The sequence below is a fragment of the Rhizobium aouanii genome (assembly GCF_037002925.1).
In the GTDB taxonomy this organism is placed as follows: Bacteria; Pseudomonadota; Alphaproteobacteria; order Rhizobiales; family Rhizobiaceae; genus Rhizobium; species Rhizobium aouanii.
On the sequence record NZ_JBAMYD010000001.1, the window covers coordinates 538,615 to 559,385 of the forward strand.

Below are 20,771 nucleotides of genomic sequence, written 5' to 3' on the forward strand. Positions count from 1 at the left end.
CGATCTCAGGCGAAGTAGCTTTGCAGCGGCCGTACTTCCAGATTGCCGGCCTTCAGCGCCTTGATCGCCTGGGCGGCGGCCTCTGCGCCTGCCATCGTCGTGTAGTAGGGCACCTTCTGCATCAGCGTCGCACGGCGCAGCGACTTGGAGTCCGAGATCGCCTTGTTGCCATCGGTGGTGTTGATGACGAGCTGGACCTGGCGGTTGCGGATCGCGTCCTCGATGTGCGGACGGCCTTCGAGCACCTTGTTGATCTTGGTGGCGGTGATGCCGTTTTCGCCGAGGAAGCGGGCGGTGCCGCCGGTTGCCAGCACTTTGAAGCCCTGCTCGACGAGGATGCGGATCGCCGGCAGCACGCGCGGCTTGTCGGCGTCGCGGACGGAGACGAAGACCGTCCCGTCACGCGGCAGCTCGACGCCGGCGCCGAGCTGCGACTTGGCGAAGGCCAGCGCAAAATCGGTATCGAGGCCGATGACTTCACCCGTCGAGCGCATTTCCGGGCCGAGCAGGGTGTCGACGCCGGGGAAGCGGGCGAAGGGGAAGACGGCTTCCTTGACGGCGATGTGCTTGAGCTTGCGCGGATCGGGCTTTTCGCCGTAGGCGGCGAAGGTCGCATCGAGCTTCTCGCCAGCCATGACGCGGGCGGCGATCTTGGCGATCGGCGCGCCGATGGTCTTTGCGACGAAGGGCACGGTGCGTGAGGCGCGCGGATTGACTTCGAGAACGTAGACGGTGCCGTCCTTGATGGCGAACTGGACGTTCATCAAGCCGCCGACATTGAGCGCCTTGGCCATGGCCTTGGCCTGGCGCTCCAGCTCGTCGAGCATCTCGTTGGAGAGCGTGCGCGGCGGCAGCGAGCAGGCGCTATCGCCGGAATGGATGCCGGCTTCCTCGATATGCTCCATGATGCCGGCGACATAGACGTCGGTGCCGTCGGAGAGGCAGTCGACGTCGACTTCGATGGCGTGGCTAAGATAGCTGTCGAAGAGCAGCGGGTTCTTGCCGAGCAGGGTGTTGATCTGGCCGGTCTTGTCGTTGGGATAACGCTGCTTGATATCCTCCGGCACCAGTTCCGGCACGGTATCGAGCAGGTAGCTCTGCAGCTGGCCTTCCGAATGCAGGATCTGCATGGCGCGGCCGCCAAGCACGTAAGAGGGGCGAACGACCAGCGGGAAGCCGATTTCGGTGGCGACCATGCGGGCTTGCTCAACCGAATAGGCGATGCCGTTGTTCGGCTGGTTGAGGTCGAGCTTCATCAACAGCTTCTGGAAGCGGTCGCGGTCCTCGGCAAGGTCGATCATGTCAGGCGCGGTGCCGAGGATCGGGATGCCGTTCTTTTCCAGCGCCTCGGCAAGCTTCAACGGCGTCTGGCCGCCGAACTGGACGATGACGCCGACGACTTCGCCCTTTTCCTGTTCTGCCCGCAGGATCTCGATCACGTCCTCGGCGGTCAGCGGCTCGAAATATAGGCGGTCCGACGTATCGTAGTCAGTCGAGACGGTTTCCGGGTTGCAGTTGATCATGATCGCTTCATAACCCGCATCCTTCAGCGCGAAGGCGGCGTGGCAGCAGCAATAGTCGAACTCGATGCCCTGGCCGATGCGGTTCGGGCCGCCGCCGAGGATGACGACCTTCTTGCGGTCCGACACTTCAGCCTCCGAGCGGGCGGCGCCGACAAAAGGCGTCTCATAGGTCGAATACATATAGGCGGTCGGCGAGGCGAACTCGGCCGCACAGGTATCGATGCGCTTGAAGACAGGGCGGACGTTCAGGCTGTTGCGGAATTCGGCGACTTCCTTCGGGCGCTTGCCGGTCAGCGTCGCCAGGCGCGCGTCGGAAAAGCCCATGGCCTTCAGCATGCGCAGATTGGCGGCATCATCCGGCAGGCCGTGCTCGCGGATGCGGGCCTCCATCTCGACGATCGCCTTCAGTTCGGCGATGAACCAGGGGTCGATCTTGCAGCCTTCGTGGACTTCGGCCTCGCTCATGCCCTGGCGCAGCGCCTGGGCGACCATGCGCAGGCGATCGGGCGTCGGTGTGCCGATTGCAGCGCGGATGGCGTTCTGGCTGGATTCGCCCTCTTCAAAGCCGGGGATCTCGATCTCGTCGAGGCCGGTCAGGCCGGTTTCCAAGCCGCGCAGCGCCTTCTGCAGCGATTCGGCGAAGGTGCGGCCGATCGCCATGACTTCGCCGACCGATTTCATGGCGGTCGTCAGCACCGGTGAGGCGCCGGGGAATTTCTCGAAGGCGAAACGCGGGATCTTGGTGACGACGTAGTCGATCGACGGTTCGAAGGAGGCAGGCGTTGCGCCGCCGGTGATGTCGTTATCCAGTTCGTCAAGCGTATAGCCGATCGCGAGCTTGGCGGCGATCTTGGCGATCGGGAAGCCGGTGGCCTTCGAGGCGAGGGCCGACGATCTCGAGACGCGCGGGTTCATTTCGATGACGACGAGGCGGCCGTCTTTCGGATTGACGGCGAACTGGACGTTCGAGCCGCCGGTCTCGACCCCGATCTCGCGCAGCACCGCGATCGAGGCGTTGCGCATGATCTGGTATTCCTTGTCGGTCAGCGTCAGCGCCGGCGCGACGGTGATCGAATCTCCGGTGTGGACGCCCATCGGGTCGATGTTTTCGATCGAGCAGATGATGATGCAGTTGTCCGCCTTGTCGCGGACGACCTCCATTTCATATTCCTTCCAGCCGAGCACCGATTCTTCGACGAGCACCTCGGTGGTCGGTGAGGCGTCGAGGCCGCCGCCGACGATCTCGAAAAATTCCGAGCGGTTGTAGGCGATGCCGCCGCCGGTGCCGCCGAGCGTGAAGGATGGACGGATGATGGCGGGCAGGCCGACATGGTCGATCGCCTGGGCGGCAATCGCCATGGCATGGCTCATGTAACGCTGCTTGCGATCGCTCTCACCGAGGTTCCACTGGTTTTCCAGCTCGTCCAGCGCCTTGTCGAGGTCGGATCCCGAGAGGCTTTCGCGCAGCTTGATGCGCTCGGCCTCGTGCGTCTTGCGGTCGAGGTCCTTGATGTCGGTGGCGTTCGCCAGCATCGAGCGCGGCGTTTCCAGCCCGATACGGGCCATTGCTTCGCGAAACAGCGCGCGGTCCTCGGCCATGTCGATGGCGGCGGGCTTGGCGCCGATCATCTCGACATTGTAGCGGTCGAGCACGCCCATGCGCTTCAGCGAAAGCGCGGTGTTCAGCGCCGTCTGGCCGCCCATGGTCGGCAGCAGTGCATCCGGGCGTTCCTTGGCGATGATCTTGGCGACGACCTCGGGGGTGATCGGCTCGACATAGGTGGCGTCGGCAAGGCCCGGATCGGTCATGATCGTCGCCGGGTTGGAGTTGACGAGGATGACGCGGTAGCCTTCCTCCTTCAGCGCCTTGCAGGCCTGGGTACCGGAATAATCGAACTCGCAAGCCTGGCCGATGACAATCGGTCCCGCGCCGATGATAAGGATCGATTTGATATCTTGGCGCTTCGGCATGGGTGCTTCCGTTTTCTGGCTGCGCAGAAAGCCGGCCAGGGTGGGAGATCACCGGGTCGGGTCGCGCATGCTGGGTCTTTTCAGGCTAGAAGCGGCTTATAGGCAAATGTATTTGCAAACGGAACCCCATAAATCGCGGAATCGACAGGAATCCAACAGGGCGCGAAAGGCTATTTCTCCCCAGGCACGACCAGCGCCCGGATTTCGCCGCGACGCGCCGGGTTGGTGATGGCTTCCGGCGCTTCCTTAAGTCCGATCCGGCTGGATATCGGCGGCTCAAACATGATCCTGTCACAGGCGACGAGATCCGGCGACGCGGCCGTGGGTGAAGGGTTCACACATGCGGGTCCGCCCGTTCATTTACGGGAACAATATCGTGCCCCTGAAAGTTCGCGGTCGAGAAACTGGAGGCTGTGATGGTAGATCCTAAAGACAAAGACCCGGCAGAAGGCTCGCGGGAGACCGTGGATAAAGAGTTGGCGCGTCAAGAGGAGGGAAAGTCGCAAGGCACCGTCCCGAACAACGCCGGACAGAAAGGGCCAGCGCAACCACGCTCCACGAACAAGTGACGCCGCCCAGGCGTTTGTTTTCGGTGTGAATGAAGTCGCTGGAATTCCGGCAGCCGACGGATATATAGACTCCTTGAGTGCAAGCACAGGCATTGCCGGGGAGAACGAAAATGGAATGGAGAGGCCGGCGTCAGTCAGACAATGTCGAGGATCGCCGCGGCGGTCCGACCGGCGGCGGTTTCGGCCGCGGCGGTGGCTTCAATTTTCCCTCCGGCGGCGGCGTTCGCCGCGCCGGCGGGGGCTTGAGCATCGGCACGATCATCTTCCTCGTCGTCATCTATTTCATCTTCAAGGCGATGGGCATCGACCTGATGCAGGTGCTGGATACCGGCGGCACGACGAGCGGTCCCGGCTACGAGCAGAGCCAGTCCGGCGGAACACGCACACCCGCCAATGACGAGATGACCGCCTTCATGCGCACCGTTCTTGCCGAGACCGAGGATACCTGGCAGGGCATCTTCCAGGCGCAGGGCCAAAATTACGAAGAGCCGCGTCTCGTGCTGTTCTCGGGCTCGACGGCATCGGCCTGCGGCTCCGCATCATCTGCAACAGGTCCGTTCTACTGCCCGAGCGACCGTAAGGTCTATCTCGACACCGAATTCTTCCAGGAGCTTTCCGACCGCTTCGGCGCGTCAGGTGATTTTGCCGAGGCCTATGTCGTTGCCCACGAAGTCGGCCATCACGTGCAGAACCTGCTCGGCATCCTGCCGAAGTTCAACCAGGCCCGTCAGCGCATGAGCGAGGCCGACGCCAACAAGATGTCGGTGCGCGTCGAGCTACAGGCCGATTGCTTTGCGGGCATCTGGGGCAAATATACCCAGCAGAAGGGCCTGCTCGAGTCAGGCGATCTGGAGGAAGCGCTGAACGCCGCCCAGCAGATCGGCGACGATTCGCTGCAGAAGCGGTCACAGGGCTACGTCGTCCCGGAAAGCTTCAACCACGGTACCTCGGAGCAGCGGGCCAGATGGTTCAAGCGTGGCTTCGACAGCGGCCAGCTGTCGGCCTGCGATACGTTCTCGGGACCGGTTTGAGGGCTCGTGTTGCGGAGTGATTGCCCTTCGCTTGCGCTGAGCGCATTCGCTCCTGTCGTCGCTCACCCCCTTGCATTTTCAACCTGCATCCATTGAAGATGGGTGCAGGTTGAACATGCAAGGGGGCCGCGCGGCACGACGCTCATAGCCCTGCGACCCACTCTACAGTTACTTCTCGCTGTCCATGTGCTGCAGCATATGCTCGGGATAACGCCCACCCGCGGCGGCGTCTTTCGGCACGGCGCGTTCGATGGCGGCGAAATCTTCCGGTGACAGGTCGACGGCGCGGGAGCCAAGCGCCTCGGTCAGCCGATCGCGGCGGCGGGCGCCGATGATCGGGACGATGTCCTTGCCCTTGGCGGCGACCCAGGCGATGGCGATCTGGGCGACCGAGACGCTCTTTACCTCGGCAATCTCGCGCAGCTTCTCCACCAGAGCGAGGTTCTGCTCGATATTGCCTTCCTGGAAGCGCGGGCTGTAGGCGCGGAAATCGCCGGGCGTTCCGCCCTGGCCCTTCTGCCAGTGGCCGCTGATCAGGCCGCGCGAGAGCACGCCGTAAGCGGTGATCGAGATGCCGAGTTCGCGTGTCGTCGGCAGGATCTTCTCCTCGATGCCGCGCGAGATCAGCGAATATTCGATCTGCAGGTCGACGATCGGGGCGACAGCGGCGGCGCGGCGGATGGTGTCGGCGCCGACTTCCGACAGGCCGATATGCCTGACATAACCCGCCTTGACCATGTCGGCGATGGCGCCGACCGTGTCCTCGATCGGTACGTTCGGATCGAGGCGGGCGGGACGGTAGATGTCGATATAGTCGACGCCGAGGCGCTGCAGCGTATAGCTGAGGAAGTTCTTCACCGCGACCGGGCGGGCGTCGATGCCGTTCCAGCCGCCGACTGGATCGCGCAGGCCGCCGAACTTGACGCTGATGACGGCGTCCTCGCGCCTGCGGCCCTTCAATGCCTCGCCGATCAGCATTTCGTTATGGCCCATGCCGTAGAAATCGCCGGTGTCGAGCAGGTTGATGCCGGCATCGAGCGCGGCATGGATCGTCGCGATGCTTTCTGCGCGATCTGAGGGGCCGTACATGCCCGACATGCCCATGCAGCCGAGGCCGATGGCGGAGACATCGGGTCCGGTCTTTCCCAAACGATAGGTCAGCATTGTCGTCTCCTTCTTCTGCTCCGCACGGTGCGATCGAGCATCCGCGCCGGGCGGCGTTTTACCGCTTTTGCATCCGGGCGATAATCGGACGGCGTCGAACAGGCTGTGCGGGGAAATGCACAATGTCCGGTCTTCTCTTGTGATCTGGATGCCGTCGCGGCGATTGCAAGGGAACGCATCGCCCGGCGATCTCCTGGGCGGCTCTCGATTTTCTGAAGCTGGAACGACAGCGCGCGCCCTGCGGTTGAGGTATCTCATAAGTTTCCCGCTGAGCATTATCAAAAACTTTGAAATGTTCACGGATTGTTTCGGTTTCTTTTCTGAGCTATGTCACTTTCTCGGCGACGAGATCGTCTTTTCAGAACCAACCGCTGTAGAGATGCCTCATGCTAGACCCGAAATTCGTTCGCCGCGGCCTGTTCCTGGTCTTCATCATCCTTTTCCTCGACATTATCGGCATCGCCATCATCATGCCGGTGCTGCCTGCCTATCTGGAGCAACTGACTGGCGGCAGCGTCAGCGAGGCGGCGATCGACGGCGGCTGGCTGATGCTCGTCTATGCCGGCATGCAATTCCTGTTCGCGCCGCTGCTCGGAAACCTGTCCGACCGTTTCGGCCGCCGGCCGATCCTTTTGCTTTCGGTGCTGACCTTCGCGATCGATAACTTCATCTGCGGCATCGCCACCAGCTTCTGGATGCTGTTCGTCGGCCGCTTGCTTGCCGGCATAAGCGGCGGCAGCTTCGCCACCTGCTCGGCCTATATCGCTGATATCAGCACGGAGGAAAACCGGGCGAAAAATTTTGGGCTGATCGGCATCGCCTTCGGCGTCGGATTCACTATCGGCCCCGTCATCGGCGGCATCCTCGGGGAATTCGGCCCGCGCGTGCCCTTCCTCGGCGCGGCCGCGCTGTCGCTTGTCAATTTCATCGCCGCCTGCTTCCTGCTGCCGGAGACGCTGGAGGCGAAGAACCGCCGCCGGTTCGAGTGGAAACGCGCCAATCCGCTCGGCGCGTTGCGCCAGATGCGCCATTACCCCGGCATCGGCTGGGTCAGCCTCGTCATGTTCCTGTTCTTCCTTGCGCATGCCGTCTATCCCTCGGTCTGGTCGTTCGTCTCGACCTATCGCTACGGTTGGAGCGAGGGACAGATCGGTCTGTCGCTCGGCATTTATGGCATCGGCGCTGCGCTCGTCATGGGGCTGGTCCTGCCGCGCGTCGTGCCTCTGCTCGGCGAATGGAAAACGGCGCTTCTCGGCCTCTGCTTTTCAGCTGCAGGACTGACCGGCTATGCCTTCGCCTGGGAGGGCTGGGTGGTCTATGTCGTCATCGTCGCGACCGTCATCGAAAACGTCGCCGACCCGCCGCTGCGCAGCATCGCCGCCGGCATGGTGCCGCCTTCGGCGCAGGGTGAGCTGCAGGGCGCGCTGACCAGCCTCAGCAGCATCACCACCATTGTCGGGCCGCTGATCTTCACGCAGATGTTTTCCTATTTCACGCGGCCTGAGGCGCCTGTCACTTTTGCCGGCGCGCCGTATCTCACGGCCGCCGTGCTCATCCTTCTGGCCGCCGGGGTATTCCTCACAAGGGTTCGGGTGAGGGAGCCGGCCGAGGCGCTGGAAGCCACGGGCTGATCGATCAGAAATGGTGATGCGATGATGAATTTTTCATCATCTGCCTTATCTGGGGTAGTTCTTTGTGGGGCTTTGCTCTAAGTCCGGATGTTATTTCGCCGCAAGCTGTGGCGACGCATATTTCAATCACAGGACTGGTGTCATGGACACGCCGATCGACGCGCGCAGGCTTGCGCCGACAAACGATAATCGTTGGGGCGCACATTTCCGTGCGACGCTGGCGCTCGGCATTCCGCTGATCGGCGCGCAGCTTGCCCAGCTCGGTATCCACACCACCGATGTGATGATCGTCGGACGTCTCGGCGCCGAGCAGCTGGCGGCGATGGTGCTGTCGGCGCAGTTCCTGTTCACGATCCTGATCTTCGGTTCGGGTTTTGCCATCGCCGTCATTCCGATGGTGGCGCAGGCCTATGGCCGCGGCGACGTCGTCTCGGTGCGCCGATCGCTGCGCATGGGTCTCTGGGTGGTGATCGGATTTTGGATCATCATGCAGCCGGCCTTCTTCAATGCGGAACAGATCCTGCTCTTTGCGCAGCAGAAGCCCGAGGTGGCCAAGCTCGCCCATGGTTATATCATGATCGGCCAGTTCGGCGTGCTGCCGGGCCTGCTCTTCAACGTCATGCGCTCGCTCGTCAGCGCCATCGGCAAGGCAGGCATCATCCTCAACGTCACCATCGCCACGCTGGTGATGAACGCGATCTTCGCCTATATGCTCGTGCTCGGCCATTTCGGTTTTCCGGCGATGGGGCTTGAGGGCGCGGCGATCGTTTCGGTCGTCGTGCAGACGGCCGGCTTCCTCTTCATCCTTGCTTTCGTGCAGCGCCGGGAAGAGACGCGGCGTTACGAGATCTTCGTGCGGTTCTGGAAACCCGACTGGCACGCGCTGCTGGAGGTCATCCGGCTCGGTTTCCCGATCAGCGTTACCCTCCTTGCCGAGGTCAGCCTGTTCACGGTAGCCTCACTGCTGATGGGCTATATCGGTACGATCGAGCTTGCCGCCCACGGCATTGCCCTGCAATGGGCCTCGATCGCCTTCATGATCCCGCTAGGCCTCAGCCAGGCGGCGACGGTGCGCGTCGGTGTCGCGCACGGGCAGGGCGATTATCAGGGGCTGGTGCGCGCTTCGATCATGGTTGTTGTCATCGCCTGCGCCATCTCGGCAGTCGGCTCGGTGCTCTTTGCCACCATGCCGCAATTCCTCGGCAGCTGGTTCCTCGACGTCAACTCGCCCGAGGCGTCCGAAGTGCTTGCCTATGCCGGGCCGCTGATCGTCGTTGCCGGGCTTTTCCAACTCGTCGACGGGCTGCAGGTGGTTGCCAATGGATTGCTGCGTGGCCTCAAGGACGCCCGCGTGCCGATGATCATGGCGTTGATCGCCTACTGGCCGATCGGCTTCTTTCTCGCCTGGGCCTTTGCCTTCCCGCTCGGTTTCGGCGGCATCGGCATCTGGTTTGGCTTCCTCGTCGGGCTGGCCGCCGCCGCCGTCATGCTCTGCGCGCGCTTCTACCTTCTCCTTCGCCGGGAGGGCGCAATGGCCGGCGCCTGAGCCGGCCGGCGCTGCGATCAGGCCGCGACAGGCTTGTAGCCGGCGATGTCGGCGCGGATGCCGAGACGCGCAAACATTTCCTGCGGATCGAAATTCGCACCCTTATGGGCGGCCGCCACGGCTGCCCGCGCGCGCTCGACGACTTCGGTATTTTCCCATTCGGCAATGGTGACGAAATTGAATTCGCCTGGACCAGCGACCTGCTCCAGCACCCTGTGATCGATGAAACCGTCCTGCACCTCCAACACCTTGTGGGTCATCATCACTTTGACGAGAAATTCCTCGCGTGCCGCCGCCGGCACGATGAACTTGTCGACTCGAAAGAAAGCTCCGCTCATCCAGTTTTCTCCTGCATCAGATGTCTGCAGGCAGATCTGTAATTCCTCAAGTTAAGCTGAGGTCAATAGGCGGATAAAGAAAAAGGCCCGCCTGAGCGAACCTTTGGGCTACCGACAAAGCGGGCCAACTCCTCTTTCGTCATGCTCGGGCTTGTCCCGAGCATCTGCCTTCGGTCGATATGTGGCAGATCCTCGGCACAGGGCCGAGGATGACGAAGAGTGAGGTTTGTCAACAAGTTAAAGGCCGACCATGGCGGTCGGAAATCGCTATGGCTTGAAATCAGCGTTCGGCGAGCGCCGGTTCGCCCTTCTTCTCGCGCACCATGTTGATGAAGCGGCGGAAGAGATAATGGCTGTCCTGCGGGCCGGGAGAGGCTTCCGGATGGTGCTGGACCGAGAAGACCTGCTTGCCGAGGACGCGCAGGCCGCAATTGGTGCCGTCGAAAAGCGAAATATGAGTCTCTTCAACGCCATCCGGCAGCGACTTCGAGTCGACCGCGAAGCCGTGGTTCATCGAGACGATCTCGACCTTGCCTGTGGTATGATCCTTGACAGGATGGTTGGCGCCGTGATGGCCCTGATGCATCTTCTCGGTCTTTGCGCCGAGTGCCAGGCCCAGCATCTGATGGCCGAGGCAGATGCCGAAGACCGGGATATCGGTCTTGATCAATGTCTTGATCACAGGCACGGCATAGTCGCCGGTTGCCGCCGGATCGCCCGGGCCGTTCGACAGGAAGATGCCGTCCGGCTGCATGGCGAGCACGTCTTCGGCGCTCGTTGCGGCCGGCACGACGGTCACCTTGCAGTCGAGGCCGGCAAACAGGCGCAGGATGTTGCGCTTGACGCCGTAATCGAGGCAGACGACGTGGTATTTCGCGTCCGCCGCCTTGAGTTCACCATAGCCTTCATTCCACACCCACGGCGTTTCGGTCCATTGCGAGGACTGGCCCGACGAGGCGATCTTGGCGAGGTCGAGACCTTCGAGGCCGCTCCAGGCTTTGGCTTCGGCCTTCAGCGTCTCGATGTCGAAGACGCCGTTCGGATCGTGGGCGATCACCGCGTTCGGAGCGCCGTTCTCGCGGATCCACGCGGTCAGCGCGCGCGTGTCGATGCCGCAGAGACCGATGACACCGCGGGCCTTCAGCCATTGGTCGAGGTGCTTGGCGGCACGGTAGTTCGAGGGCTCAGTGATGTCGGCCTTGAAGATGACGCCGACGGCGCCGTGGCGGGCGGCAGGCGTCAGATCCTCGATGTCTTCATCGTTGGTGCCGATATTGCCGATGTGCGGGAAGGTGAAGGTGACGATCTGCCCGAGATAGGAGGGGTCCGTCAGGATCTCCTCATAGCCGGTGAGCGCGGTGTTGAAGACCACTTCGGCCGGCACCTTGCCGGTGGCGCCGATGCCCTTGCCTTCGATGACCGTGCCGTCGGCAAGAACGAGCAGGGCGGTCGGCTTTTCGATTGTCCAGGGTGCTGTCGCGGTCATCTTCATCCCGTTTCCGGCAGGTGGGCGCGTTGCCGCGCTCGTCGCCATTTGATCTCGCAGGCGTGTGGACACGGCAATGCCGCGCGCTTCAGGCCTGATCACGAATTTTGGTGCAGGTGGCGGTAAATAGCCACGCAATCGCTTAGCGTCAATCTTTGTAGCCGAGATCGGGACCGTTTTCCTGCGCTTTATCGCACTGACCGCGCAATTTATTTGATCCGCCGCATCGGCGTGGTTTATGAAGCGGCATCAAAACAGGAGTGAAGACCATGCTGCGCGATCAACTCGCCACCCAGCTGAAAGAGGCGATGAAGGCCAAGAATGCGGAGCGGCTTTCCACCGTCCGGCTGATTCAGGCTGCGGTCAAGGATCGCGATATCGCCAACCGCGGCATTGGCAAGGAGCAGGCGAGCGACGACGAGATCCTGCAAATCCTCGCCAAGATGGTGAAGCAGCGCGACGAATCGGCCAAGATCTACGAGGAGAATTCCCGGCCGGAGCTTGCCGCCAAGGAGCGCGCCGAAATCACCGTCATCCAGGATTTCATGCCGAAGCAGCTTTCGGACAGCGAAGTGCGCGCCAACATCTCGGCGATTATCGCCGAGACGGGTGCCGCAGGCGCCAAGGACATGGGCAAGGTGATGGCGGCGCTGAAGGAGCGTTATGCCGGCCAGATGGATTTCGCCAAGGCGTCGGCGACCGTCAAGGAACTATTGAACGGATAAGTCTCAGATAGCTTGCCTTGCCGGCGGTTCGTCACGGACCGCAGGCCCGAGCGCTGCTTCGGCGGCGGCATCGATGATGGCGAATTTCGCCGCCTGATAATTCCAGTATTCGCGGATGAAATGGGCCGACAGCCAGAAGTCGCCCTTGCGGGAGGGTTCGGTCCAACCGACGCTCTCCATGGTCGCTGCCTGCGTCAGAAGCCGCTTCAGATGGGTGTTGGAGATCATGAACCGTTCGCGGATTTCTCTGAGCGACAGAGGGCCGAGAACGACGCGTTCGGCCGTTCTGGGAAATTCGGGAAGGCGCGAGATCAGGTAGTCCATCACCAGACCGCCGGAATTCGCCCAGTTGAAAAGGTTGAATGTGGCGCCCGGATTGCGCACCGCTTCGCTTCCGATGATCGCCTTTGCGATCAGCGGCTGGATCGCCGCCATCATCGCCGGAGGATCGGCGGTGATCTTTTCGGCGCGCCCACCGCCGTCGAGGCTGTCGAGGATCATCATATGGGTGACGAGCCATCGGGTGAAATGCTGCTCGGCGATTTCGGTGGGTTTCAGGTAACGTGTGCGCTTGTCAGGGCCGGGAACCGGCCGCAGGAAGCGATAGGCCAGCATTTCCTGCATGAAGGCCGCGGCTGTGTTGCGGCTGGCGATGTTGTTCCTGACCGCAAAATCGATGAAGCGGCCGGAATAGAGACCGCCGCTCTTCCCGTCGTCGGAATAACCGTAGTGAAGCGCGAAGCCGGCATGGGCCATCAGCCAGCGCTGCTGCGCGGCGAAGATCGAGGCGATGCGCGGGCTCTCGCGATAGATGGCGAGCATCTGATCGGCGCAATGCAGGATGGCAGCGAGAAAGCGATCGTCTGCTGCAAGATTATCCGCGGTAAAAGCCATTTGGAGAGGTCCAGGGAGTTCGGCGCATACATCTTTCATGCAGGCGCTGCCTGTCAACGGCTTTGTCAATAAGCGGTTAATTCAAAGGGAGAGTTGTCGCAAGGAGAGCCAAAATTTAAGAAGGCAGGAGCTGGGGGCGCTCCTGCCTTCTTGCTCTTTGCTTCCACCGGCACGCAAGGCCGAAGCCCAAGCCGGAGGGTATTTGCAAAGGCACCCTTGCGAAGCGGCGCCGGGGGTAGGGATGGTGCTTCGCTCGGGGATCGCTTTGTTGAGATCGAACCTATTGCGGGTTGGCTGCTTATTCAAATTACAAAAAAATAATAATTGCCGGAATCGGCGGTTTGGGAGGCGCCGAGGCGGACTTTCGGGAGGTGGCGCGAGGGATGATGAGGCGCAATCATATGATGGGATAATCAATTGTTTCCAAAAGATTTTTCTAATTCTGTTAAGCGCCGCTGCTCCTGCTCAAGCTTTTCCGACGGCGGAATTCCAGCTCCGAAGGGACAATAATGTCGCACCCTGTCGCAGGGGGCGATAACGCGTTGTTGATTGGATAACCGGCGCCGCCGATGACCGCGCGCATAGCCTGTGAATAGCGGGTTTTCATGACAAGTTTCGTGGCGTGGAGCGGCAAAGCAGCTTATATGGAGAGTGGCCAAGAGGTATAAATGCGCTTTTCCAACACCTTTCTCGATGATATTCGCGACCGCGTTCCGATTTCGAACGTGATTGCGCGCCGCGTGAGCTGGGACAAACGCAAGACCAATGTGTCGCGCGGCGATTACTGGGCCTGCTGCCCGTTCCACGGCGAGAAATCGCCGAGCTTTCACTGTGAGGACCGCAAGGGCCGTTATCATTGCTTCGGCTGCGGCGTCACCGGTGACCATTTCCGCTTTCTCACCGAGTTGGAGGGCCTGAGTTTCCCGGAGGCCGTGCAGCAGATAGCCGATATGGCAGGCGTGCCGATGCCGCTTGCCGATCCTGTGATGGAGAAGCGCGAGAAGGAGCGCGGCTCGCTGATCGACGTCATGGAAATGGCGACACAATTTTTCCAGGATCAGTTGCAGACGGCGAATGGGGCGAGGGCGCGCGCCTATCTGCGCGACCGCGGATTGACGGGGCGCACCATCGAGACCTTCCGTCTCGGCTATGCGCCCGACAGCCGCAATGCGCTCAAGGAATTCCTCGCCGGCAAGGGTGTCTCCAAGGAGCAGATCGAGGCCTGCGGTCTGGTCGTCCATGAAAACGTGCCGGTTTCCTACGATCGTTTCCGCGACCGCATTATGTTCCCGATCCTTTCGTCGCGGGAAAAGGTGATCGCTTTCGGCGCACGCGCCATGTCGGCCGACGCGCCGGCGAAATATCTGAACTCCAACGAGACTGAACTCTTCCACAAGGGCAATGTTCTTTACAATTTTGCCCGTGCGCGGCGGGCGATCCAGGGACCTGGCCGCGGTGATTCTCAGGACGACAATGCGACCGGCACCATTATTGCCGTCGAAGGCTATATGGACGTGATCGCGCTCTATCAGGCGGGCATCGAGAATGCGGTCGCGCCGCTCGGCACGGCGCTCACCGAAAACCAGCTCGAGCTGCTGTGGAAGATGGTGCCGCAGCCGGTGCTCTGCTTCGACGGCGACGGCGCCGGCATCCGCGCGGCCAATCGCGCCGCCGAACTGGCGCTGCCGCATCTGAAGCCCGGCTATTCTGTCCGCTTTGCGCTTCTGCCCGATGGCAAGGATCCCGACGATCTGGTGCGCGATGACGGGCGGGCGCCTTTCGACAAGGTGATGAGCCAGGCAAAGCCGCTCTCCGAGATGCTGTGGAGCCGGGAGGTCAACACCGGCAAGTTTGACACGCCCGAGGCACGCGCCGAACTCGAGGCGCGGCTGAAGCAACTGGTCGCCGTCATCGCCGACGAGAACGTCCGCCGTCACTACCAGCAGGATATTCGCGATCGGCTGAACGTCTTCTTCCAGCCGCAGTTCCAGAACCGCAACAATGGCGATCGCCGCGGCGGCTTCAACGGCAACGGCAATTACCGGACGGGCCGCGACAATGCGGGCAAGGCCGGGCCGAAAAGTCCCAGCGTCATTTCCGAAAGGCTCGCCCGCTCAGGCCCCGTGCGCGGCCATCAGAACAATACGGCTCTGCGCGAAAGCGTGCTGGCGCTGACCGTCGTCAATCATCCCTCGCTGATGATCGACGATTATGACGAGATCGCCGCGATCGAATATGACAGCCGCGAGCTGCAGCGGCTCTGGTCGGCGATGCTGGGAGCAGCTGCGGCCGTCGCCGGCCCGCATCTGACGCGCGAATATCTGACCGAAAGGCTGGAATTCGAAGGCTTCGGCCCGCTCATCAAGAGCCTCGACCAGCAGGTGCGCAATGCCCGGCTATGGATCGCGACCGAGGAGGCTGCGATGGAGGATGCGCGTGAGGGATACCGGCAGGCACTGGCCTCCCACAAGCGGGCAAAGGCGCTGCGCCGGCAGAAGATCGAACTCGAGCGCGAGATCGCGCTGGCAACCGAAGCCGGCGACGGCGAGGCGATCGTTCAGCTGATGCGAGCACAGCAGGAAGTGCATTTCGAAGGGGTGCGCCTTGAGAACCAGGAGGCCATCATCGATGGCTTCGGCGTGCTTTCCGGCCGCGTCAAAGGGGCGGCGAACCACTGATGTCGCTGACCGAACGAAACGAACCGGGCTTTTCCGCTTCCGGCGCGCTGTTTTCTTCCGGCCGCTCGCCGCTCGATATCCTCAAGCAGGTCTACGGCTATTCCTCCTTCCGCGGCAAGCAGCAGCAGGTGGTCTACCATGTGGTTTCCGGCGGCGATGCGGTCGTGCTCTTTCCTACAGGTGCGGGCAAATCGCTGTGCTTCCAGATCCCGGCGCTCTGCCGCGACGGTGTCGGCATCGTGGTTTCGCCATTGATTGCGCTGATGCGCGATCAGGTGGAGGCGATGAAGCAGCTCGGCATCCGGGCGGCCGCGCTCAATTCGTCGCTGTCGCGCGAGGAGTTCGTCGAGGTTCGCCGCGCGCTTTCGGCGGGCCAACTCGACCTTCTCTACGTCACGCCCGAGCGTATTCTGACCGATGGTTTCCGCGAGCTGATCGCCAACGAGACGATCGCGCTGTTTGCGATTGACGAGGCCCATTGCGTCTCGCAATGGGGCCATGATTTCCGGCCGGAATATCGCGAACTCGGCCGGCTCGGCGAGCAATATCCCGGTGTGCCCAGAGTGGCACTGACGGCGACGGCCGATCCGCATACGCGCGACGACATGATCGAGCGGCTGGGGCTCGATACTGCCGAGATCTTTACCACCAGTTTCGACCGGCCGAATATTGCCTATGAGATCGTCGAGCGCGACCAGCCGCGCCAGCAGCTGTTGCGGTTCCTGTCCGGCCACAAGGGCGACAGCGGCATCGTCTATTGCCTGTCTCGCGCCAAGGTCGAAGATACGGCCGAATGGCTGAACGGGCAGGGCATTCGTGCCCGTGCCTATCACGCCGGCATGGACAGGGCGGTTCGCGACGCCAATCAGGATGCCTTCCTGAAGGAAGAAAACCTTTGCCTGGTCGCCACCGTCGCCTTCGGCATGGGCATCGACAAACCGAACGTGCGTTATGTCGCCCATCTCGACCTGCCGGGTTCGGTAGAAGCCTATTATCAGGAAACTGGGCGTGCCGGCCGCGACGGCCTGCCGTCCGAGGTCTGGATGGCCTATGGCATGGCCGACGTCATCCAGCGCGGCCGTATGATCGACGAGGGCAATGCCGCCGCGGAGATCAAACGGGTCGAACGTGCCAAGCTCAATGCGTTGCTGGCGATCTGCGAGACCGCCTCCTGCCGCCGCCAGGCAATCCTTGCCCATTTCGGCGAGGCGCATGCCGGTCATTGCGGCAATTGCGACACCTGCCTGAAGCCGGTCGAGACCTGGGAGGGCACGGAGGCGGCGATCAAGGCGCTGGCCGCCATCTACCGCACCGGCGAGCGTTTCGGCGCTGGCCATGTCATCGATGTGCTCCTCGGCAATGTCAACGAAAAGACCGAACGTTTCGGCCACACCGAAATGCCGGTCTTCGGGGCCGGCAAGGACATTCCGGCGCGCGTCTGGCAGTCGGTCTTCCGCCAGCTGCTCGCCATGGGGCTGATCCGTGTCGACCACGAGGCCTTCGGGGCGCTGAAGCTCGAGCCGGAGGCGCGCGCCGTCTTCAAGCACGAGCGGCAGGTGTTCTTCCGCAAGGACCGCCCGGCCTCGGAACGGCGCACGAAGAAGGCGGAGCGCAGCGAGCGCAAATCGGGACTATCAGGCGCAGACGGCAATCTCTTCGAGGCACTGCGGGCCGAGCGCATGGCGATTGCGAAATCGCTCGGCGTGCCGCCCTATGTCGTCTTTCCCGATACGACGCTGATCGCCTTCGCCACGGAGCGGCCTCGCAGCCGCAAGGAATTGCTCGCCATATCAGGCGTTGGGCAGGCGAAGCTCGAGCGTTACGGCGATGCCTTCCTGGAGATCATCCTGGCGCAGGACAACGGGTGAGCGGACCCGTCTGATCCTTGAGATCCGGCGAGGGGGCATGGTAGTGCTGCCTCTAAAGGAGGAGCGCCGATGGCCCAGAATATCTACGACCGACCGGAATTCTTCGCCGGATATAGCGGCATGAGACGATCCGTTCACGGGCTCGACGGAGCATCGGAGTGGCCGGCGGTGCGCGCGTTGCTGCCCGATCTTGCCGGCAAGCGCGTCGTCGATCTCGGCTGCGGCTTCGGCTGGTTTTCGCGTTTTGCCGTGAGCAAGGGTGCTGCAAGCGTGCTTGCGCTCGACATCTCGGAAAAGATGATCGCCAGAGCGAGGGCCGATACGGCGGATGCCGCGATCACCTACGAGATCGCCGATCTCGAGCATCTCACGCTTGCTCAAGCCTCGTTCGATTTCGCCTATAGCTCGCTGGCGCTGCATTATATCGAGGATTTCGCCGGTCTCGTCGCGACCGTCTATCGCGCGCTCTTGCCGGGATCGCAATTCGTCTTCACCATCGAGCATCCGATCTTCATGGCGCCGACCAATCCCGCCTGGGCAACCGATGCCGAGGGGCGGCGCGTCTGGCCGCTCGACCGCTATTCCGTCGAAGGTCCGCGCATCACCGACTGGCTCGCCAAGGGTGTGGTCAAGCAGCACCGCAAGCTCGGCACGACGCTCAACACCTTGATCGCGGCCGGTTTTGCCATTCGCCATGTCGAGGAGTGGAGCCCGAGCGACGATGAGCTCCACGCCAATCCAGATTGGGCGGAGGAGATGGACCGGCCGATGTTCCTGCTGATTGCGGTCCAGCGCTGAGAAGACAAGCCGGCGGCAATATGCTAACCCGGCGGGCAAACGAAATCTCTGGGAAAGGCCGTCCATGACCTCGCAATTTCTCTCCCATCTCCGCAACGAGATCTCAGCGCTGAAGGATGCCGGCCTCTACAAATCCGAGCGCGTCATCAGCTCCAAGCAGGCGGGCGAGATCGCGATTTCCACCGGCGAGCGGGTGCTGAACTTCTGCGCCAACAATTATCTCGGCCTTGCCGACAACGAAGAGCTGGCCGAGGCCGGCAAGCAGGCGCTCGACCGATACGGCTACGGCATGGCTTCGGTGCGCTTCATCTGCGGCACGCAGGAAGAGCATAAGCAGCTCGAAGCGCGCATCTCCTCTTTCCTCGGCATGGAAGACACGATCCTCTATTCCTCCTGCTTCGACGCCAATGGCGGCCTGTTCGAAACGCTGCTGTCGGAAGAGGACGCGATCATCTCGGACGCGCTGAACCATGCCTCGATCATCGACGGTGTGAGGCTCTCGAAGGCCAAGCGCTTCCGCTACGCCAACAACGATATGGCAGCGCTCGAGGAGGAACTGAAGAAGGCCGAAGGCAGCCGCTTCAAGCTGGTCGCCACCGACGGTGTCTTCTCGATGGACGGGATCATCGCCAATTTGGGCGGCGTCTGCGACCTCGCCGACAAATACGGCGCGATGGTCATGGTCGATGACAGCCATGCCGTCGGCTTCGTCGGTAAGAATGGCCGCGGTTCGCCGGAATATTGCGGCGTCGAGGGCCGGATCGACATCATCACCGGTACGCTCGGCAAGGCGCTTGGCGGCGCCTCCGGCGGCTATACCTCCGCCAAGGCAGAGGTCGTCGAATGGCTGCGGCAGCGCTCGCGGCCCTATCTGTTTTCGAACACGCTGGCGCCCGTTATCGCCGCCGCCTCGCTCAAAGTGTTCGACCTCATCGAAAACGGCGATGCCTTGCGCAAGCGCCTTTCCGACAATGCCGATCTGTTCCGCACTGAAATGACCAAGCTCGGCTTCACGCTTGCCGGCGAAGGCCATCCGATCATTCCCGTCATGCTGGGCGACGCCAAACTCGCCCAGGATATGGCAAGCCTGATGCTGAAGAAGGGGATCTATGTGATCGGCTTCTCCTTCCCCGTCGTGCCAAAAGGCCAGGCCCGCATCCGCACGCAAATGTCGGCGGCGCATTCGCGGGCGGATGTGGAGCGGGCAATCGCGGCCTTTGCCGAGGCAGGGCGGGAATTGGGTGTGATTTGAGTGGGGTTTGAGAATAGGGTTTGCCCCTCACCCTAACCCTCTCCCCGCCAGCGGGGAGAGGGGACCTGCCAAACGCAGCGTTGAGGGGAAGGAAGCCGGTGCGGCATATCCCCCTTCGCCCCGTGTGCGGGGAGAAGGTGCCGGCAGGCGGATGAGGGGCTGCGACAGATACGGAGCCAAGGAATACAGATATGTCGAACATGATGAAGGCGCTGGTCAAAGCAAAACCGGAGGTCGGGCTCTGGATGGAGAATGTGCCGGTGCCCGAGGTCGGCCCGAACGATGTGCTGATCCGGGTGAAGAAATCGGCGATCTGCGGCACCGACGTGCATATCTGGAACTGGGATCAGTGGGCGCAGAAGACCATTCCGGTGCCGATGGTGGTCGGCCATGAATTCTCCGGCGAGATCGCCGAGATCGGCTCGGCGGTCACCCGCTATCATGTCGGCGAGCGGGTCTCCGGCGAAGGGCATATCGTCTGCGGCAAGTGCCGCAACTGCCGGGCGGGCAGGGGGCATCTCTGCCGAAATACGCTCGGCGTCGGCGTCAACCGGCCGGGTTCGTTCGGCGAGTTCGTCTGCATTCCCGAAAGCAATGTCGTGCCGATCCCGGATGATATTTCCGACGAGATCGCCGCCATCTTCGATCCGTTCGGCAATGCCGTGCACACGGCGCTCTCCTTCGACCTAGTCGGCGAGGATGTGCTCGTCACCGGCGCCGGGCCGATCGGTATCATGGGTGCGCTCGTCGCCAAGCGATCCGGCGCCCGCAAGGTCGTCATCACCGATATCAATCCGCACCGGCTGGAGCTGGCGGGCAAGCTCGGCATCGACCACGTCGTCGATGCCTCCAAGGAAAACCTCGCCGACGTGATGAAGGCAATCGGTATGACGGAAGGATTCGACGTCGGGCTCGAAATGTCGGGGGCCGCGCCCGCCTTCCGCGACATGATCGACAAGATGAACAATGGCGGCAAGATCGCCATCCTCGGCATCGCGCCGGCCGGCTTCGAGATCGACTGGAACAAGGTGATCTTCAAGATGCTCAATCTCAAAGGCATCTACGGCCGCGAGATGTTCGAGACCTGGTACAAGATGATCGCTTTCGTCCAGGGAGGCCTCGACCTTGCGCCCATCATCACGCACCGGATCGGCATCGACGATTTTCGCGACGGCTTCGAGGCGATGCGGTCGGGCAACTCCGGCAAGGTCGTCATGGACTGGATGTGAGGGGTCGAACGGTTTGTGCCGCCGGCACAACAGCAAAACCGGCAGAAAATCCTGCGTATAAGACCGCG

Annotated in this window: 15 protein-coding genes; 9 read left to right on the forward strand and 6 right to left on the reverse strand. The window is 62.2% G+C overall.

The window, feature by feature from the left end:
- Positions 1–5 precede the first annotated feature (5 nt).
- Together carB and V8P77_RS02615 are read right to left on the reverse strand one after the other, a co-directional pair.
- Positions 6–3,494, reverse strand: a complete 3,489-nt coding sequence (carB, locus tag V8P77_RS02610) for a carbamoyl-phosphate synthase large subunit (RefSeq protein ID WP_335910557.1) — start codon at positions 3,492–3,494, stop codon at positions 6–8.
- Positions 3,495–3,664: 170 nt separating this feature from the next.
- Positions 3,665–3,832 carry a hypothetical protein gene (locus V8P77_RS02615; RefSeq protein WP_335910558.1) on the reverse strand — a complete coding sequence of 56 codons (168 nt, stop codon included), beginning with the start codon at positions 3,830–3,832 and terminating at the stop codon, positions 3,665–3,667.
- Between the two features lie 341 nt (positions 3,833–4,173).
- On the opposite strand from V8P77_RS02615, the gene ypfJ reads away from it, so the two are divergent.
- A complete protein-coding gene (gene ypfJ / locus V8P77_RS02620) occupies positions 4,174–5,094 on the forward strand; it encodes a KPN_02809 family neutral zinc metallopeptidase (protein ID WP_335910559.1) in 921 nt (306 codons plus the stop codon).
- Between the two features lie 168 nt (positions 5,095–5,262).
- Here the strand turns inward: ypfJ and V8P77_RS02625 are convergent, their stop codons facing one another.
- Positions 5,263–6,258 carry an aldo/keto reductase gene (locus V8P77_RS02625; protein ID WP_335910560.1) on the reverse strand — a complete coding sequence of 332 codons (996 nt, stop codon included), beginning with the start codon at positions 6,256–6,258 and terminating at the stop codon, positions 5,263–5,265.
- A 386-nt stretch (positions 6,259–6,644) separates the two neighbouring features.
- Here V8P77_RS02625 and V8P77_RS02630 point away from each other — a divergent pair, with 386 nt between their 5' ends.
- Complete coding sequence (locus V8P77_RS02630) at positions 6,645–7,889, forward strand: TCR/Tet family MFS transporter (RefSeq protein WP_335910561.1); 1,245 nt, start codon at positions 6,645–6,647, stop codon at positions 7,887–7,889.
- Positions 7,890–8,031: 142 nt separating this feature from the next.
- The gene (locus tag V8P77_RS02635) at positions 8,032–9,435 is read left to right on the forward strand and encodes an MATE family efflux transporter (RefSeq protein WP_335910562.1); all 1,404 of its coding nucleotides are present in this window, start codon (positions 8,032–8,034) and stop codon (positions 9,433–9,435) included.
- 17 nt (positions 9,436–9,452) lie between these two features.
- On the opposite strand, the gene V8P77_RS02640 is transcribed toward V8P77_RS02635, so the two are convergent.
- Positions 9,453–9,773: a hypothetical protein gene (locus tag V8P77_RS02640; RefSeq protein WP_025395407.1), complete on the reverse strand. Its 321-nt coding sequence runs from the start codon at positions 9,771–9,773 to the stop codon at positions 9,453–9,455.
- A gap of 280 nt (positions 9,774–10,053) precedes the next feature.
- Positions 10,054–11,259, reverse strand: a complete 1,206-nt coding sequence (gene carA / locus V8P77_RS02645; RefSeq protein ID WP_222291107.1) for a glutamine-hydrolyzing carbamoyl-phosphate synthase small subunit — start codon at positions 11,257–11,259, stop codon at positions 10,054–10,056.
- A gap of 269 nt (positions 11,260–11,528) precedes the next feature.
- Here carA and V8P77_RS02650 point away from each other — a divergent pair, with 269 nt between their 5' ends.
- The gene (locus V8P77_RS02650; protein WP_335910563.1) at positions 11,529–11,984 is read left to right on the forward strand and encodes a GatB/YqeY domain-containing protein; all 456 of its coding nucleotides are present in this window, start codon (positions 11,529–11,531) and stop codon (positions 11,982–11,984) included.
- A gap of 3 nt (positions 11,985–11,987) precedes the next feature.
- On the opposite strand, the gene V8P77_RS02655 is transcribed toward V8P77_RS02650, so the two are convergent.
- The gene (locus V8P77_RS02655) at positions 11,988–12,878 is read right to left on the reverse strand and encodes a hypothetical protein (RefSeq protein ID WP_335910564.1); all 891 of its coding nucleotides are present in this window, start codon (positions 12,876–12,878) and stop codon (positions 11,988–11,990) included.
- A 668-nt stretch (positions 12,879–13,546) separates the two neighbouring features.
- Between V8P77_RS02655 and dnaG the strand changes: the two genes are divergently transcribed.
- The 5 genes from dnaG to tdh all read left to right on the forward strand — a co-directional run bounded on the left by dnaG (position 13,547) and on the right by tdh (position 20,703).
- On the forward strand, positions 13,547–15,556 hold the full coding sequence (gene dnaG / locus V8P77_RS02660; RefSeq protein ID WP_335910565.1) for a DNA primase: 2,010 nt from the start codon (positions 13,547–13,549) through the stop codon (positions 15,554–15,556).
- A complete protein-coding gene (recQ, locus tag V8P77_RS02665) occupies positions 15,556–17,424 on the forward strand; it encodes a DNA helicase RecQ (RefSeq protein WP_335910566.1) in 1,869 nt (622 codons plus the stop codon). The genes dnaG and recQ overlap by 1 nt, the downstream gene beginning before the upstream one ends.
- 69 nt (positions 17,425–17,493) lie before the next feature.
- A complete protein-coding gene (locus V8P77_RS02670) occupies positions 17,494–18,222 on the forward strand; it encodes a class I SAM-dependent methyltransferase (protein WP_335910567.1) in 729 nt (242 codons plus the stop codon).
- A gap of 64 nt (positions 18,223–18,286) precedes the next feature.
- The gene (locus V8P77_RS02675) at positions 18,287–19,474 is read left to right on the forward strand and encodes a glycine C-acetyltransferase (RefSeq protein WP_335910568.1); all 1,188 of its coding nucleotides are present in this window, start codon (positions 18,287–18,289) and stop codon (positions 19,472–19,474) included.
- Between the two features lie 191 nt (positions 19,475–19,665).
- Entirely contained in the window at positions 19,666–20,703 is a 1,038-nt protein-coding gene (gene tdh, locus V8P77_RS02680; protein ID WP_335910569.1) for an L-threonine 3-dehydrogenase, read from the forward strand.
- Positions 20,704–20,771 lie beyond the last annotated feature (68 nt).

What these genes read in the sequence shown, in the direction of transcription:
- carB (WP_335910557.1), bottom strand. Translation starts at nt 3,494, where the DNA reads ATGCCGAAGCGCCAAGATATCAAATCGATCCTTATCATCGGCGCGGGA.
- ypfJ (WP_335910559.1), top strand. Translation starts at nt 4,174, where the DNA reads ATGGAATGGAGAGGCCGGCGTCAGTCAGACAATGTCGAGGATCGCCGC.
- V8P77_RS02635 (WP_335910562.1), top strand. Translation starts at nt 8,032, where the DNA reads ATGGACACGCCGATCGACGCGCGCAGGCTTGCGCCGACAAACGATAAT.
- V8P77_RS02630 (WP_335910561.1), top strand. Translation starts at nt 6,645, where the DNA reads ATGCTAGACCCGAAATTCGTTCGCCGCGGCCTGTTCCTGGTCTTCATC.
- V8P77_RS02640 (WP_025395407.1), bottom strand. Translation starts at nt 9,773, where the DNA reads ATGAGCGGAGCTTTCTTTCGAGTCGACAAGTTCATCGTGCCGGCGGCG.
- carA (WP_222291107.1), bottom strand. Translation starts at nt 11,259, where the DNA reads ATGACCGCGACAGCACCCTGGACAATCGAAAAGCCGACCGCCCTGCTC.
- recQ (WP_335910566.1), top strand. Translation starts at nt 15,556, where the DNA reads ATGTCGCTGACCGAACGAAACGAACCGGGCTTTTCCGCTTCCGGCGCG.
- V8P77_RS02670 (WP_335910567.1), top strand. Translation starts at nt 17,494, where the DNA reads ATGGCCCAGAATATCTACGACCGACCGGAATTCTTCGCCGGATATAGC.
- V8P77_RS02650 (WP_335910563.1), top strand. Translation starts at nt 11,529, where the DNA reads ATGCTGCGCGATCAACTCGCCACCCAGCTGAAAGAGGCGATGAAGGCC.
- tdh (WP_335910569.1), top strand. Translation starts at nt 19,666, where the DNA reads ATGTCGAACATGATGAAGGCGCTGGTCAAAGCAAAACCGGAGGTCGGG.
- V8P77_RS02675 (WP_335910568.1), top strand. Translation starts at nt 18,287, where the DNA reads ATGACCTCGCAATTTCTCTCCCATCTCCGCAACGAGATCTCAGCGCTG.
- dnaG (WP_335910565.1), top strand. Translation starts at nt 13,547, where the DNA reads ATGCGCTTTTCCAACACCTTTCTCGATGATATTCGCGACCGCGTTCCG.
- V8P77_RS02655 (WP_335910564.1), bottom strand. Translation starts at nt 12,878, where the DNA reads ATGGCTTTTACCGCGGATAATCTTGCAGCAGACGATCGCTTTCTCGCT.
- V8P77_RS02625 (WP_335910560.1), bottom strand. Translation starts at nt 6,258, where the DNA reads ATGCTGACCTATCGTTTGGGAAAGACCGGACCCGATGTCTCCGCCATC.